Annotated in this window: 11 protein-coding genes; 6 read left to right on the forward strand and 5 right to left on the reverse strand. The window is 41.8% G+C overall.

Features of this window, described 5'->3' with window-relative positions; all coding sequences use genetic code 11:
• Positions 1-351 precede the first annotated feature (351 nt).
• A complete protein-coding gene (locus BJP34_RS08015; protein WP_083305049.1) occupies positions 352-2853 on the forward strand; it encodes an alpha/beta fold hydrolase in 2502 nt (833 codons plus the stop codon).
• A gap of 25 nt (positions 2854-2878) precedes the next feature.
• Here the strand turns inward: BJP34_RS08015 and BJP34_RS08020 are convergent, their stop codons facing one another.
• Both BJP34_RS08020 and BJP34_RS48570 read right to left on the reverse strand, forming a co-directional pair.
• Complete coding sequence (locus BJP34_RS08020; RefSeq protein ID WP_083305050.1) at positions 2879-3745, reverse strand: SAM-dependent methyltransferase; 867 nt, start codon at positions 3743-3745, stop codon at positions 2879-2881.
• 29 nt (positions 3746-3774) lie between these two features.
• A complete protein-coding gene (locus tag BJP34_RS48570) occupies positions 3775-4512 on the reverse strand; it encodes a pentapeptide repeat-containing protein (RefSeq protein ID WP_083305051.1) in 738 nt (245 codons plus the stop codon).
• A gap of 437 nt (positions 4513-4949) precedes the next feature.
• Between BJP34_RS48570 and BJP34_RS08030 the strand changes: the two genes are divergently transcribed.
• The 3 genes from BJP34_RS08030 to BJP34_RS08040 all read left to right on the forward strand — a co-directional run bounded on the left by BJP34_RS08030 (position 4950) and on the right by BJP34_RS08040 (position 7625).
• Positions 4950-5549, forward strand: a complete 600-nt coding sequence (locus tag BJP34_RS08030; RefSeq protein WP_070391895.1) for a thermonuclease family protein — start codon at positions 4950-4952, stop codon at positions 5547-5549.
• 302 nt (positions 5550-5851) lie between these two features.
• Complete coding sequence (gene msrA / locus BJP34_RS08035; protein ID WP_070391896.1) at positions 5852-6499, forward strand: peptide-methionine (S)-S-oxide reductase MsrA; 648 nt, start codon at positions 5852-5854, stop codon at positions 6497-6499.
• 463 nt (positions 6500-6962) lie between these two features.
• Entirely contained in the window at positions 6963-7625 is a 663-nt protein-coding gene (locus BJP34_RS08040; RefSeq protein WP_070391897.1) for a potassium channel family protein, read from the forward strand.
• A 46-nt stretch (positions 7626-7671) separates the two neighbouring features.
• Here BJP34_RS08040 and BJP34_RS08045 read toward each other — a convergent pair whose 3' ends face one another.
• A complete protein-coding gene (locus BJP34_RS08045; protein ID WP_070391898.1) occupies positions 7672-8163 on the reverse strand; it encodes an acyl-CoA thioesterase in 492 nt (163 codons plus the stop codon).
• A 383-nt stretch (positions 8164-8546) separates the two neighbouring features.
• On the opposite strand from BJP34_RS08045, the gene BJP34_RS08050 reads away from it, so the two are divergent.
• Complete coding sequence (locus tag BJP34_RS08050; protein ID WP_070391899.1) at positions 8547-8999, forward strand: hypothetical protein; 453 nt, start codon at positions 8547-8549, stop codon at positions 8997-8999.
• Positions 9000-9394: 395 nt separating this feature from the next.
• Positions 9395-9862 carry an FxLYD domain-containing protein gene (locus tag BJP34_RS08055; RefSeq protein ID WP_143727510.1) on the forward strand — a complete coding sequence of 156 codons (468 nt, stop codon included), beginning with the start codon at positions 9395-9397 and terminating at the stop codon, positions 9860-9862.
• Between the two features lie 322 nt (positions 9863-10184).
• On the opposite strand, the gene BJP34_RS08060 is transcribed toward BJP34_RS08055, so the two are convergent.
• Positions 10185-11528 carry an FG-GAP-like repeat-containing protein gene (locus BJP34_RS08060; protein WP_070391901.1) on the reverse strand — a complete coding sequence of 448 codons (1344 nt, stop codon included), beginning with the start codon at positions 11526-11528 and terminating at the stop codon, positions 10185-10187.
• Between the two features lie 1086 nt (positions 11529-12614).
• Positions 12615-14057 carry an FG-GAP repeat domain-containing protein gene (locus BJP34_RS08070; protein WP_070391903.1) on the reverse strand — a complete coding sequence of 481 codons (1443 nt, stop codon included), beginning with the start codon at positions 14055-14057 and terminating at the stop codon, positions 12615-12617.
• Positions 14058-15287: the final 1230 nt, after the last annotated feature.

Consider the following 15287-nt stretch of genomic DNA (forward strand, 5'->3'; position numbering starts at 1 on the left):
AGAAGCCAATTGACTCTTGTTCCCCCCAAAGTTGGGGGGCTAGGGGGGCAAAATTCAGTATCAAAAAACTTGGGAGATATCCTCTTATGATCAGGAATATCAAGACCAAATTATTCACCTACCGATGACTTGAATTAATTAATTATTCTGAGTAGAAGTCTCAACAATACATTGCTCTTCGTTTGTAAAGCGTTGTTCATAACTATCAGGTATACAGGATTTTTGACCTCTTACCTGCTCCCTGCTCCCTGCTCCCTGCTCCCTAAAACCCAATAATTTCTACCTTACCCAATTTAAAACTGCTGTATTATAATCCTCCTCATCAAGCCTAAGACTGAGAAGACTAGACTCGTGAAAGCAAAAGCCAAACCCAAGAAACTACTAGGTTTTTTATATACTTGCTTATTCCTTGGTTTAGGAATACTCCCCACAGTAGTCAAACCAAAGCCAGCCCTTAGTGCAGAATACATTTACTTTAACTATGGTCCGTTAAAATTGTCCCTTTCCCGGGAATCCATCGAGATTTTCGCCAATGAGGGCAGAATTACTAAGGAATTTGAGTTCTACGCCCAAATGCTGAACCCAGAAGCCTTGGAACAGTTGCGGATGCTACTCCAAAAGCGGATTAAAATCAGTCCTGTGGCCATCTCCCGCTTAGGTAAATCCCCTATGGGAGAAGCCTTTCTCGAAGGTTTGGGAAAGATGATCAAAACCCACCCTGGTCGCAATGGTTTACATAGTCTTCGGGGGGCGCTGGTTTTGGCAGCAGCTGACTCCGAAGGTCTAACTCTAATGAATATAGTGCGCCAGTTTCCCACCGAGGGGATGTTGATTGATACCGACTATATCTTCGATGTCCGAAAAGAGCTAGCTACCCTATTTCGATATCGAGATGCAGCCGTGAATGCGATCGCAAACCAAGCTACCCGAGAAGCCGCTGCTGAGAATACCGTTGATGTGTCCCAGTTAACAGACTTACAACAACCTGGTCCTTATAACTTCACAGACCAAGTCATCACCCTTTCCGGTCGCCGCCGTCAATCCCCTCTAGGGTTATCCGGAGAAACCAAGTTTGAGGTTGCTCTGTACTTACCCCAAGGCAATCCCAAACCAGCCCCCTTAGTGGTCATGTCCCATGGCTTTGCCTCAGATCGCAACCATTTCACCTATTTAGCAGAACACTTAGCATCCCATGGCATTGCTGTAGCCGTGCCTGAACACGTCGGGAGTAATATTGAATACTCTCAAGCTGTACTACAGGGACTAGCCAATGGAATCAATCCGGTAGAGTTTATTGAACGACCCTTAGATATTAGATATGTGCTCGATGAGCTCGAAGACCTCTCTAAATCTGACCCTAATTTTGCTAATCAGCTGAATCTGGAACAGGTAGGTGTGATTGGTCATTCCTTTGGGGGTTACACAGCGTTAGCCGTAGCAGGTGCAGAAATTAATGATTTAAGACTGCGCCAAGTGTGTCCTGATCAAGACCCAACCTTCAATCTATCTGTACTGCTCCAATGCCGTGCCAATCGCTTACCCCCGTTTAATTATGACTTGCAGGATCCACGGGTCAAAGCTGTAATCGCTGTTAATCCTATTACCAGCACAGCCCTTGGTCCAGGTAGCTTGGGTAAAATTCAAGTGCCAGTCATGATTATGGCAGGTAGCCACGACATCGTAGCACCCACTGTCCCAGAACAGATTCACCCCTTCATCTGGCTTAATACCCCAGAAAAATATCTGGCAATGATTGTTGATGGCAACCACTTCTCCACTAGTGGTGCATCGGGGGACGATTTTGCCCTGTTTCCTAGAGAATTACTTGGTTCCAATCCTCAGGTCGGACTTTCTTACCTAAAAGCCTTAAGCTTAGCTTTTGTTAATACTCATATTCGGGATTTGCCAAACTATCGACCTTACCTCAGTGTTAGCTATGCCAAATTCCTCTCTGAGAATTCCCTAGATCTACATTTAGTCAAATCTTTAACTCCAGAACAACTAGAGGAATCCTTTGGCAGTGAACCTCCCGAAAGTATCATACCACAACTTGCCATTGAGCCAATACCGAAGCCTTCAGAAACAGTTTTAGACCAAATTAAACGAACTGGCACCATAAAAGTTGGTATTAGAAAAGATGCTGCTCCTTTCGGCTACATTGATACCAACGGAGAGTGGAAAGGGTATTGCTTTGACCTACTCAATTCCTTAAAAGATAAGGTTGCCCAACAACTCAATAAACCCATAGAACTAAAAGTTGTTGCCATTCAATCAACATTGGAAAATCGCTTTGCTATTGTCCGAGATGAAGCTGTACATTTGGAGTGTGGACCTAATACTATTAGAAGTCATATTGAAGGGGTAAAATTCTCAACACCATTTTTTATTACTGGTACACACTTATTAGTGGATTCTCAACAACCAAGAGTCTTTAATCGTTACCAAAGCCTTGACAGTTTAAAAATTGGAGTACTTCCCAGTAGCCTAACAGAAACATTTATTGAGCAAACCTATCCTAATGCTCAGAAAATAGTTTTTCCTGGAGACATAGGTAGATCTCAAGGAGTCAAAGCATTAGTCAATAGGGATATTGATGCCTTTGCCAGCGATGGAATTTTATTAATTGGAGAAGTCACCAGACAAGGACTCTCCTCATCCCAGTACACCTTATCTCCAGATCAGCCACTGACCTGTGATTTCTATGGCATGATTCTCCCTAAGCATGATCCGCAATGGCAACGTATTGTCAACTCCTTGATTGAAGGCGAAAAAGCTAAAGAAATTTGGGGGGGATGGTTTACAAATTTGTTTCCCTATGTTTTATTAAATCTAGAGTATTGTATTGATAAGTAAAATGTAATTCTGTCTAGGAGAGCCATCATTCTTTTTTAGCGGTCACCATAAAGGAACGTCGCATTCCAGGTACTGAACGGGGTGCGATTTGGACAGAGTAACGTCCATAATTTGCTCTTATTTCTCCCGGTTGGATCACTGATGCATTCCACCCATGAGCAGCAAATAATTCTTCTGGTTCGTCTGTGCCAAAACGCCAATTTTTACTAATTAATCCCTTCTGAGTTTTAGAGCCTATCTGCCACGACTTTACACTTATTAAATCTGCAGCCAAATAACTCCCTTTGACACTGATATCAGAAATTGTTTGCAGTAATATATTGATCTCTGTTTTATCCAGATACATCAATAAACCTTCCATCAACCAAACTGTAGGTTGATTAGATTTATATCCATGATTTTTTAATAAATGCACCCAAGGTTTTTGCAAATCTGTGGCGATGGAATAGCGATGACATTTAGATGGAATATCCTTAAGAATTGCTTCTTTGCGAGAAATGATTTCTGGTAAATCAATCTCGTATATACATAGTTCAGGTGGTAAGGGTAGGCGATATGCTCTAGTATCGTACCCCACCCCTAGAATGACAATTTGACGTACCTCTGGTATTACAGATATTATAAAATCATCAAAAAATTTAGTTCGCACTGCCACAAACTGGATGCGAAGGGTATTTGATTTCGGGTCTTTACCGTCTTGTTTTTCCCAATAATCCATCAAAGACTGTATTTCCTTAGACCCAACTAACTGAGCAGCAAAAGGATCGTCAAAAAGTCGGTCTGCCCTTTTCGATTCAATAGCACGTTTGGCCGCCATTACTACTGCGGTACGACAGACATCATTTTTGATTTCTGGTATTTTTTCGGCTTTTGCTGCCAGTTCGTTTTCCATAATTTACAATTTACTGCTTGATCATGAAATTAAGGACAACCTTGCTGAGATACTGTACCATCGGGCATCGTGGCATTACACAAATTAGCGCCAGTCAAATTAGCCCCAGTTAAATTAGCCCCCGTTAAGTTAGCCTCGGTTAAATTAGCCTCGGTTAAATTAGCCCCACTTAGATTAGCATTTTGTAAGTCAGCATAACTTAATTTGGTTCTATACAAATAGGTATTACTTAAATCAGAGCTAGCCATGCTCGCACCGGTTAAATCCCCCAAACTTAATGTGGCTCCTTTTAAATTAGCCTCATATAAGATTACCACAGGAGCAAAAATCTTATCTAATTTAGCATTTTCTAATGTAGCCGATGTTAAGTCAGCATCAAATAAACGAGCAGCTACTAAATTAGCATTTGTCAGGATGGCTCGTTCTAAATTAGCGAGAGTTAAATCTGCTCCTTGGAGATTAGCATTGGTCAGATCAGAACTTACTTCTTCGGTCGCCCGTCGTTGGTAAGATTGAAGTTTAGGGTTAAGTAGAATACTATTGAGATAAGCCCCTGATAAATTAGCCCCTCTTAAATTAATACTTCTCCAATTACAGTTACTAAAATTACCAAAGCTCAAATCACGACCACTTAAATCATTGCCTAGATCGCAATTAGCAAAAGTGTTGGATTGGGCTTGAGCTGGCAACCCTATACAACCGAGACATAAGAGAGAAGAAACTAGAGTTGAAGACACTAGAGTTATCGTTTTTAGCACCATAGTCATATTGAGTAGTTAGGATTGAATCTTGAGAGCATAAATTAATACAGAGTCAAATCTATCGCCATCCCTGTCGGAGTTGTGAGAGTAGTCAGTTGGAACAACGGATGGTTAACGGATGTAACCAATGGAAGTATGGAAAAATCTAGAAGTCTCGCAAGATGGCGAAGAGGTTATCCAGAGTAACAGGGATTTCTCTGAGGTTTGACTTCGGATTGATATAAGCAGGTGCACAAAATTAATTACACATTTTAAAATACTCAAAGCCTTGCATTGTAAGGATTACAGAGATTGGGAGTAGGTAATTAATTTTGTTTAGGTGCTTAATAGTATACAGTAATTTCGATGTGAAAGTAGGATTGATCGGAACGTCGGAGCAAGGAATAGGGCACAAATAGAGTTTTTTAGCTAAACTGTTGTACACTCGTCAACAGTAATTGACCATGAACCCAACTCGCCAACGAATCCAAAACATTTTCAAATCGATAGTAGCCTCTGTCCTAATCCTGAGTCTCTTTGGATGTGCCGCCCTTCTAGACCAGTTAGGAATCGGGAATTACACTGTCAAACGGGTATCTGATGGGGATACCATTCTCGTGGCTGACAGGTTTGGCAAGGATGTCAAAGTTCGGTTTGCCTGTATCGACGCTCCAGAAATTGCCCATTCTAACAAACAGAAGCAAAGCCGCAAATTGGTAGACAAAAGTCAATTCAAATGGGGAAATAAAGCCAAGGAGCGACTTCAGGAACTGGTAAAACAAAGCGATAATCAGGTAGTTTTGACCGTAACTGATACTGACCGCTATGGGCGCAGCGTCAGTGAAGTACGCTTAACCGATGGCACCTTTGTCCAGGAAGTCCTAGTAAAAGAAGGACTAGCACAGGTATATCGCCCCTATCTGAAAGATTGCCCCAGTGCGGAAATGGTCGATAGTGCTGAAGCCAATGCCAAACGATATCGGCGAGGGTTGTGGCGAGACCCTAAGTTTGTTCCAGCTTGGGAATATCGTAGTTTAGCAAAAACTAAATCCTCCTCCTCCTGAGTCGGAGAGTGTTTAGTTCCGTCAGTGTTTAGTTCTTAGTAGCTAGCCAATAGCCAGTAAACCGTCTATTGGTAGTTACCACTAATGAATGAGTAATTTCCTCTTATAGGGTTTGTAAATCACATGTAAACCTAAGAGGTATTTTTTTATTGTCCAATAAAACTCCGGATCTCTTTCCCCTCTTGCCTTTTGCCTCTTCGATGCATGGCTTTTCCTGCAATTGGTGTTTTTACAACCCATATACAAACGGTATAAATGTTGCAAAATGTTAAGTAAGTGATCAAAACTAAAATTTAAAACTGATGGTACTCTTCGGATTTAAGAAAAAGCTGACCGTGCCTACTGCTGAGGAAGCCTTACCCGGACGCTCAGAACTGATGCCAGTACCCGAGCGTCACTACGTCAATGGCAATCCTCTTAAACCCCCTTACCCAGATGGATTGGAAATGGCGATGTTTGGCATGGGATGTTTTTGGGGAGCAGAACGCCGATTCTGGCAACAGGAGGGAGTGTTCACTACCGCAGTAGGTTACGCTGCTGGCATTACCCCTAACCCCACGTATCAAGAGGTCTGTACAGGCATGACCGGTCACAATGAAGTAGTGCTGGTGGTATTTGACCCAAAACTAATCAGTTACGAAGCACTATTGAAAGTCTTCTGGGAAAGCCACAACCCCACCCAAGGGATGCGCCAAGGCAATGATACTGGTACTCAGTACCGTTCAGGAATTTATACCTATTCCGAAGACCAAAAGAAGCTAGCGGAAGCCTCACAAAACGCTTATCAGCAAGCTCTGAATGCCGGTGGTTATGGTAATATTACCACAGAGATTCTAGATGCTCCTGAGTTTTATTACGCAGAGGGCTATCACCAGCAGTACCTGGCTAAAAATCCTAATGGGTATTGTGGTTTAGGTGGGACAAATGTGAATTGCCCTGCAATTTCATAAGTCATCACTGCTGTGGTTAACACTCATTAGTCATGGGTCATTTGTAACTACCAAGAGACTTTGGTGGGTTACAAATGACTAATGACTAAATGCAGCAATTTAGTTGACTAGGAAAGGGTGGGTTTTGTAACGTTTGTAACAAGATTATTTGTCTTGGGCTGATACATAAGCTAAACCCACCCCTCAAGAGTGAGTGGAGTTTACACTAGTTGCTGGTGGGAAACTCAAGTTGCTAAACCGACATAATTACTGTCAATAGCGCTAAGTTTATGGGAATCTTCTTAAATTGATATAACAGCTCTAAATTGCTTGAGGTACTTTTGTCCTGGGTTTTAAGGATGTTCGGAGCAGAGAACAGCTAGTGGGGTGCTCCGGCGCGAGAAGGGGGGAGTTGGAAAAAATCCTGTGTACCTCACTTGTGATGAGAAACGCTATAGATGCTTTTTCAAGGAGCAACAGAGTGATGAAACTCAAACAGTTACAGAGTTCAGCCAAGAATAAATATACTCAGCTTTTGTTAGTGCTGCTTTTAGCTTTTGTCGCCTATGCTTTTTTTTCGCAAGCAATAATTGCCGACTTAATTCTATCCCTAATTTTATTAGGAGCAATAGTTCTAATAATTACAACATTTTATTTACATCAAAGATTTTTTTATTGTTATATTGTCATTTCAGTATTCGCTTTTGTCGTCGATTTTATCGAGTTCATTTGTCAATATTCTAACTTAAAGCTAGCTGTAGCTACAAATATTATTTATGGTGGTTTTTTTCTATTAGCTATTGTGTTGATGATTGAGAAGATTTTTAGCGGTCACCAAGTCACATTCGATACTATAGTTGGCGGTATTAATGTCTTTCTTTTAATTGGGACTCTGTGGGTTTTGTTTTTTGAAACTATCTATTTATTAAACCCAAAAGCTTTTACTTCTTCAGCAGAAACAATTAATTCTTTTGACCTGCTTTATTTCAGTTTTACCACCTTAACTACCGTTGGCTATGGGGATATTACTCCTGTCAGTCCTCTAGCGAAAGCTCTGACTAATTTAGAAGGAATTTGTGGGGTGATGTATCCCGCCGTATTAATTGGCAGGTTGGTCGGAATTTATAACCCAGAAGTAGAGCATTAGAGGGAGCAGGGTAACATAACCATAAAATAACCTCAGTTCTATTGCCTCAACTAGACAGCTTCTCCAACAAATCCTTGAGCACTGGTGGTAATTTGCGCATAATCTTACCCTGCTCTCGGTCAACGGGTACTAGAATCACACGACCGGTTAGGTAAAGTTCTTTCCCATCATGGGATTGAATTCGATAACTCCACTTAATACGGACACCTTTCATTTCGGCGATGGCTGTCTTGACAACTGCAGCTGTGCCCATTGGCATTGCCCGGTGATAGCGTAAAGAAAGTTCTACTACCGGTAAATCGCATCCTAACTTGACGAGATCACTATAATCCATACCCATCGAGCGTAAGTACTCCACCCTCGCTTCTTCCATCCAGCGAAGGTAGGTACCATGCCAGACTATACCACCATAGTCAGTGTGGTGGGGATGCACTCGCACTGGATAGTCAAACCATTTTTTTTTGCTGGCGATTAGCTCATGGCTTGGCATGGTATTGTCTAGCTGTTCTTGAGCTGAGGTTTGGGGTGTTTCTGACATGGATTAACTTAATCGTTACTGCTATTTCACTAACTTTATAACCATAGCCAGATTAAAGTAGGCGTTCGCGTAGCGTGACATGCAGGTCAATCGCTTTCAGGCTCTGTGTTCATTGGTCACCATGGTTTCTTCTCATGGGTTTCTTCTGATGCTACGAGTAGGGTGCATTACTGACGCACCCTAGGTTTTAGGCACTTTTCCCGCTTTTTATGCCAGGTTTGACCAGAGCTTTTTTTTAAGTTTTGTAAAGATTAAACAATTCACTGCGTAAATCTTGGATGGGATTGAGAAATGTAAGTAGAGTTTGAATTCGAGTCAGCCAATGACCGAAACACCTCAGTATTCACATTACAAACTTCAAAGTTCAAACCAGGAAACTGATCATGTTTCGTAGTAAAGTAGCGATCGCGTCTGTAGTTCTATCTTTGGGTGTAATCAGCCAAGGTATTCCTCAAGGCAAAGCCTTAGCACAAGATACTAACGCGCCTCGTCCCACCCCTCCGAGCAACCAACGATTTACTTTAACCACTACCCCCACCCCCAGTGCAAAAACCGTATTTGCTGTAGTTACCAGTAACGGCGCACTCAGTCGCGGATTCGGTGCCAGCCGAGCCCGAAAAGTTCTGAACGGTCGCTACGAAGTCTTCTTCAACCGGGATGTCCGTCGGTGTGCCTACACTGCTACTTTGGGTACTACAGGCTTTGGCACTGAACCATCTGGTGAAGTTACTGTAGCCACACGCGCTGGCACCACCAATGGGGTTTGGGTTGCTACTAACAATTCCAGTGGACAAGCCGTAGACCGTAACTTCCACCTTGCTGTACATTGCCCGTAAGCTGCTTAGAAGCTATCCAAAAATTTTCCTTGGGGAGTTGTGGAGTCTACTTTAGACCATAAGCCATTAGTCTAAAGGATTACTGAAGTAATTTACCAGTAATTCTGCCACTCTCACCCAACCATTAGATTAGTTTTCGGATAGCCTCTGAGTAGTTTCTACAATATGCTTATCTATTAGCCCTTTTTTGCGCCACTGTGTCAACCGTGGGGCTACACAAACCCAGCTAGCCTCAGGAACTAGAGACTAAATAGGGTTGCACCTGGATTTAGGCTCCGTATTAACCTCCCTGAACTACTAATCACCCTCAACCACCAAGGTATCCCACTTAGAAAACTTGGGCTGAGGGCTCCCACCCTGACCATTTATCGTGTAATCAGTTTGAGAAGGTGACCATGATGGTGAAATTTTGGTCTTTGTCCCTTGCTTTAGAAGCCGCCTCAATGCTGCTAATTGTTCCCAAGGCGTTTAGCCTCCCACTGACGCTTGCCTCTGGCTTCTCCCCTGTACCCAGCACAGAGATTGAGCTACCAGTTTGCTACATGCAAAGCGATAATGGCACCCTTGTAGATCTTAGTAGTCTATGTGGCATCTCAGACTCGAAAGTAGTTATTAGCGAAGTGAGTTTCCAAAATGACCGTCTTATCGGTCGTGTAGTCAACAAAACCGACAAAACTGTCTACTCGACCCGAGTAAACTATGAAATTCTCGATGATGACGGCAGTGTAATTGGCACCAGCTCCATGTATACCAATCCCCCTAACCTCAGTGCTGGAGAAAGTGCTACTTTCGAGACGGAAATGTGGGGTGGTCGGGAATTAAAAACCACATCCGTTGACTGGGATCGTAAACCGACTCCATGATTTAGATATCAATTCACGCTTTTGAGGCACAAATTGCTGATCAACTGAACCTAAGTATGTGGTCTTTAGCTGAATCCTTACCACTGAATACCACATAATAATAATATCATCAAGAAATTGAAAATTGAAAGTTTTCAATTAATAACTAAAAATTCACTAAAAATGAACTAACAATTAACGATTTACCTGACCACGAAGTGATTAACAGTCGGAGATCTTAGACTCAGATTAGAGTGAATGAAAACCCACCCCTTCTGCTTACGCTCAAGGGGTGGGTTTTCATTCACTCTAATTAAAAAATTAAAGCTACCTGCTGACTATCCTAAACGTAGAAGGAGAAGTCCATATCTGGAACCGAAGGAGTGATAGGTAAGATATTCTCCTCACTCACTGAGTTATTCTCGATAATCCACAGGCCATTTTGTCCTTGAGAATTACGGAAGAAGAAATCATCAATACCATCTCGGTTAGCGTCATAGGCACCACGGAATTCCCAAGGACCGTCTGCTGGTCGGGCATCGATCAGCACTGCCTCCTGGTAAACAGTACCATCGAGCTTCCAGTAGCCAAACTCTTGGGTATTCATATTTTCCCAGATAGCATCTGCGTCACCATCGCCATCCATGTCTCCAGCCGCAACTAACTGCCAGGAACTGTTAGGTGATTCTATCATGTTTTCACCATTGGTTTTGGTAATATTTGTAGCTTTCTGAAACCCGGTTTGATCTATCTCCCAAACAGCAATTTCTCCGCTGGATGTGTTGTACCAGAAAATTTCTTCTGCACCACCACCGTTAACATCTCCGGTGCCACGGATTGCCCAGTTGAGGTCTGATCCTGGTTGACCTGCTGGTGCCTGAGTAATTATTGCATCCTGGAACTCGGAGCGTTCCATGTTCCAAACTGCAACACCGCCAGTCAGCGTATCACGCCACAGAGGATTCCTGATACCATCCCCTAAATCTATAACACCACGGGCTTCAAATCCAGCGTTCTCTGGTACCAACACGTCCTGACCACTTTGATCCGTAATGAATGCTGTGGTCTCGACGCTAGTGCCCTGGCCATTTAGAGTCCACAAAGCAACTTTTCCACTGACAGGATTATGCCAGAACAGATCCACACTGGGGATTCGGGTAATTTCAATGGCATCAAGTCGCCCTCGCTCGAAATTATTATTCTCATTATTGGTACTTGACCGTACCGAGATTTCTATTTGATCTCCTGGAGCAAGGTCTATATTCTTAAAAATGGGATTTGGATTATCCTCAGCAAGTAGAGGACGATCAGGGTTACGTAGATTGGCACCGCTGAGAGGGACATAATTCTTGGGCTCAGCTGTTGGCCGATTTATATTATTACCACGTAAGTTTATATCATAATCATATGTACCAACTTGCTGTCCGTTGACACTAAATGTCAGTGGAGATTCCCCATCCTCTTCGTCAAAGTAGGCAATACGAATATCATACTTACCAGCCGGTCCATCCTGTGCTGTCCATGTAAATGTCAGCACACCGACGTTTTTTTCTGGATCCGGGTCATTAAACGTTTTGATCTGGACAGCTGCACCGCCTGAAGCAACGGTATCAATACCGTTGTCACTGGTTATCCCGTAGTTTTCGTTTCGCGTTACGCGATCGCCTTCTGCTTCAATCAGAACCATAAGATAGTTTTTTCCCAAAAGTTATCTGTGTTTAGACTGGTTGGCTTTTCTTTTCCGTCCTGATGCACCAAAAAAAATTTTTAATTACTCCATCCCAACTCAGTCCCAACTCACTAATTGACGGGATGTGTAACTTACAACACTGGCATTACTCAAGGTGCCTGCTATGAAATGGCACAAGAGTCTGTAAACTTTGTCTGTGTCTGTGAACTTTTAGGGAAAATTTAATCATGCTTATCGATGTATCTAGGGTACAATACCTTACTAGATACCTATTTATAGATACATCGATAAGGGTAAAACACCCCTTTTAATAGTTCAAAGATGCTTTGCTCAAAAATATCCAGTGAAACTGGATATTTTTTTTGAAGCCTTTTCTATAGTTTGACTGGCTAACGATCCCCTGATAAAATTCCACCCCTAAGAGATGACCTAGTCAAAAAAGTAGTTTGGTTCCAGGCTTCATGTTTTTTTTGGTGTTTTGACTGAGAAAAATCCTACCACTATTATAAATGCCATAAAAATCCGGAAATGTCACTATAAAATTAGCGATTTTCATAAAAATTAATGAAAATTTTATGAAAGTTTTACTGACTTGGTACTGAGTAAAAAAAAAATTAATATATAATATCAAGTTAACTAATAATTATGAATGAGTAATTTTCTCCTGCCTCAGGGTAGTTAGTGGGTAAGCTATCACCTATCGCCTATCAGCTAATGCGCTACAGATAGTCCTACTAGAGGTGCTTTTGAATAAAACAGGTAAGCAAAAGTTTAATCTTTTTTGCATCACAGCGTCGAAATCTGTGTCACCACTAGAAGCCTGTGCCACAAAGCACCTAAAATACCGTGGTCATAGGCTAAGGACGTTTATCCAGACTTTCAATTCTCATCATTAATCTATCAATATTATTAAATTATCCCTTTTGCCCATTGCCCACCCTACGGGAACGGCGCACGCTATCGAGACTCGGGAATATTAGACTCAGATTAAAGTGAACAAGCAGCCCACCCCTTGAGCCTAAGCGGAAGGGGTGGGCTGCTTGTTCACTTTAATTACAACAGTAAAGCTACCTGTTGACTATCCTAGACGTAGAAGGAGAAGTTAGTATCTTCGAACGTATCCATAAGGACAATATCCTCACGGACAATATTACCATTCAGTGGGTTTTCGTCGATCATCCAGATGGCAGTCTCTCCATCTCCGGAAAGGAAGTAGAAATCATTAAAACCATCTCCGTAAGTGTCATAGGCACCACGGAATTCCCAAGGACCGTCTCCTTGATCGAACTTTAGCTCCACTTCCTTCTGGAAAACAGTACCCTCAAGCTCCCAGTAGGCAAACGTTTTATCCTGCTTATGTTGCCAAATAGCATCTGCGTCACCATCGTTATCCATGTCTCCAGCCGCAACTAACTTCCAGGGCTTGTTAGGTGCTTCTATCATTTTTTCACCATTGGTTTTGGTAATATTTTTAGCATTCTGAAGCCCGTTTTCATCTATCTCCCAAACACCAATGTCTCCTGTGGATGTGTTGTACCAGAAAATTTCTTCTGCACCATCACGGTTAACATCTCCGGTGCCACGGATTTCCCAATCTAATTTTGGGCCACCTGGTAGTGAGTCAATAATTATTTCCTTCTCGAACTCAGAGCCTTTCATCTTCCAAACCGAAACAGCACCGGTTACGTTATCACGCCACAGAGGACTCCTGTTACCATCGCCTAAATCTATAACACCATAGGCTTCCAATCCAGCGTTGTCTGGTACCAACTTCTGCGGACTATCTTTAATGAAGTGTTGATCTTTCATTAATTTGGTCTGCTCATCCTCAGTGTATTGCTCAGTTAGAGTCCAAAACTCAACTGTTTGATTTTCTGCACTTTCAGGATTATGCCAGAACAGATCCACACTGGGGGCTCGGGTAAATTCAATCTCATCAATTCGCCCTAGCTCGAAAGTTCTTACATCCTCCTCCTTCGGGGGAAATTGACCATTGCTATGTGCCAGTGCCGAAATTTCGATTTGATCCCCTGGAGCAAGGTCTATGTTCTTAAAAATGGGATTTGGATTATCCTCATTACTTAAAGTGTCAGCTGAATTGTCACCCTCCAGAGGGACATAAGTCTTTGCCTCAGCTGTTGGCCGTTCTGTATTATTACCAATTAAGTTTAGATCATAAACATAGGTACCAACTTCCTGTCCGTTGACTTTAAATGTCAGTTTAGATTCCCCATCCGCTTCGTCAAAGTAGGCAATACCAATATCATACTTACCAGGCAGTCCATACTCTTTTTTCCAATCAAAGGTAAGCACACCTTCTGGAGGATCCTCCGTTCCATTAATAACGTCGTCAATGTTGTTAATGCCACTAATGTCTATTTTGACACCTTGTTTTTTGACAACTTCACCGTTTATAATAACATCAACACCTCCTGTTTGATTCTCAAAAATATATCTTTTTTGATCTTTATTTGGATCGTTTAAATTTTCTTGTAAAATGTCTTCTGCTTGAATAATCTTACCCATAAGATAGTGCTCTCCCAAAAGTTATCTGTGTTTACAGTGGTTGGCTTTTCTTTTCCGTGCTGATGCACCAAAAAATTTCTAATGACTCCATCCCAATTCAGTCCCAACTTAGTAAGTTACGGGATGTGTAACTTACAACACTGGCATTACTTAAAGTCCCTGCCATGAGATGGAATAAGAGTCTGTGAACTTTGTCTGTGAACTTTTGGGGAAAATTTAATCATGCTTATCGATGTATATAGAGTAAAGTACCTTTCTAGATACGTACTTCTAGATATATCGATAAGGGTAAAACACCCCTTTTAATAGTTCAAAGATGCCCTGCTCAAACTTATCCAGTTTCACTGGATAAATTTTTTGAAGCCTTTTCTAGAGTTTGACTTGCTAACGATACCCTGATCAAATTTCATCCCTAAATGACCTAGTCAAAAAACTAGTTTGGTTCTAGGCTTCCTATTTTTTTTTTGCGTTTTGACTTAAAAAAAAATCCTACCATTAGTATAAATGACATAAAAATCCGTAGATGTCACTATCAAATTAGCGCTTTTCATCAAAATTTCATAAAAGTTCATGGAATTTTTACTGAGTTGGTACTGAGAAAAAAACTCATTATTCTATAACATCAAGTCACCTAATAATATAGGCTAAATGCTTACGTTAGGGGTTATACCAAATCCAGGTTAAATAATTCTCTTTTTCATTAAGTCCCTATTTCATTAAGTCATTGAGGTGTCGATCCAAGTTGGGAGCATATCAGTTTTGTTAATCCCTGATTCAGATCCCCCGTTTCCCTTAGTAAGGGGGACTTTTGAATTTAATTCCCCCCTTGTTTAAGGGGGGTTAGGGGGGATCTATATACATAATTACAAAGGTGACATGCTCCCATCCAAGTTTTGCCCCATTCAATTTACTGTGGGGCAAAAAGCTCACGGGGTGACAACAAAGCTCAAACCTAGGCAGGGATTAGGTATTAGGGATTAGGGATTAGGTATTAGGGATTAGGGATTAGGTATTAGGTATTAGGGATTAGGTATTAGGTATTAGGGATTAGGTATTAGGTATTAGGTATTGGGGAAATTACAGCGACTCGTCTTGTTGTATTTGCCAGCAGTTGAAGCAATTTTCCCCAATCCAACTTCATAGATAGTTTTAATCAATCCATACCCCCTTGACAATGTTCCCTAACCCCTAACCCCTAACCCCTGTAGGACTTTCAATTCGCTGGTCACC

It is taken from the genome of Moorena producens PAL-8-15-08-1 (assembly GCF_001767235.1).
GTDB classification, from domain to species: domain Bacteria; phylum Cyanobacteriota; class Cyanobacteriia; order Cyanobacteriales; family Coleofasciculaceae; genus Moorena; species Moorena producens_A.

Excerpts from the sequence above, each read along its gene's own strand:
- BJP34_RS08020 (WP_083305050.1), bottom strand. The coding sequence starts at position 3,745 with ATGGAAAACGAACTGGCAGCAAAAGCCGAAAAAATACCAGAAATCAAA.
- BJP34_RS48570 (WP_083305051.1), bottom strand. The coding sequence starts at position 4,512 with ATGACTATGGTGCTAAAAACGATAACTCTAGTGTCTTCAACTCTAGTT.
- BJP34_RS08030 (WP_070391895.1), top strand. The coding sequence starts at position 4,950 with ATGAACCCAACTCGCCAACGAATCCAAAACATTTTCAAATCGATAGTA.
- msrA (WP_070391896.1), top strand. The coding sequence starts at position 5,852 with ATGGTACTCTTCGGATTTAAGAAAAAGCTGACCGTGCCTACTGCTGAG.
- BJP34_RS08040 (WP_070391897.1), top strand. The coding sequence starts at position 6,963 with ATGAAACTCAAACAGTTACAGAGTTCAGCCAAGAATAAATATACTCAG.
- BJP34_RS08045 (WP_070391898.1), bottom strand. The coding sequence starts at position 8,163 with ATGTCAGAAACACCCCAAACCTCAGCTCAAGAACAGCTAGACAATACC.
- BJP34_RS08050 (WP_070391899.1), top strand. The coding sequence starts at position 8,547 with ATGTTTCGTAGTAAAGTAGCGATCGCGTCTGTAGTTCTATCTTTGGGT.
- BJP34_RS08055 (WP_143727510.1), top strand. The coding sequence starts at position 9,395 with ATGATGGTGAAATTTTGGTCTTTGTCCCTTGCTTTAGAAGCCGCCTCA.
- BJP34_RS08060 (WP_070391901.1), bottom strand. The coding sequence starts at position 11,528 with ATGGTTCTGATTGAAGCAGAAGGCGATCGCGTAACGCGAAACGAAAAC.
- BJP34_RS08070 (WP_070391903.1), bottom strand. The coding sequence starts at position 14,057 with ATGGGTAAGATTATTCAAGCAGAAGACATTTTACAAGAAAATTTAAAC.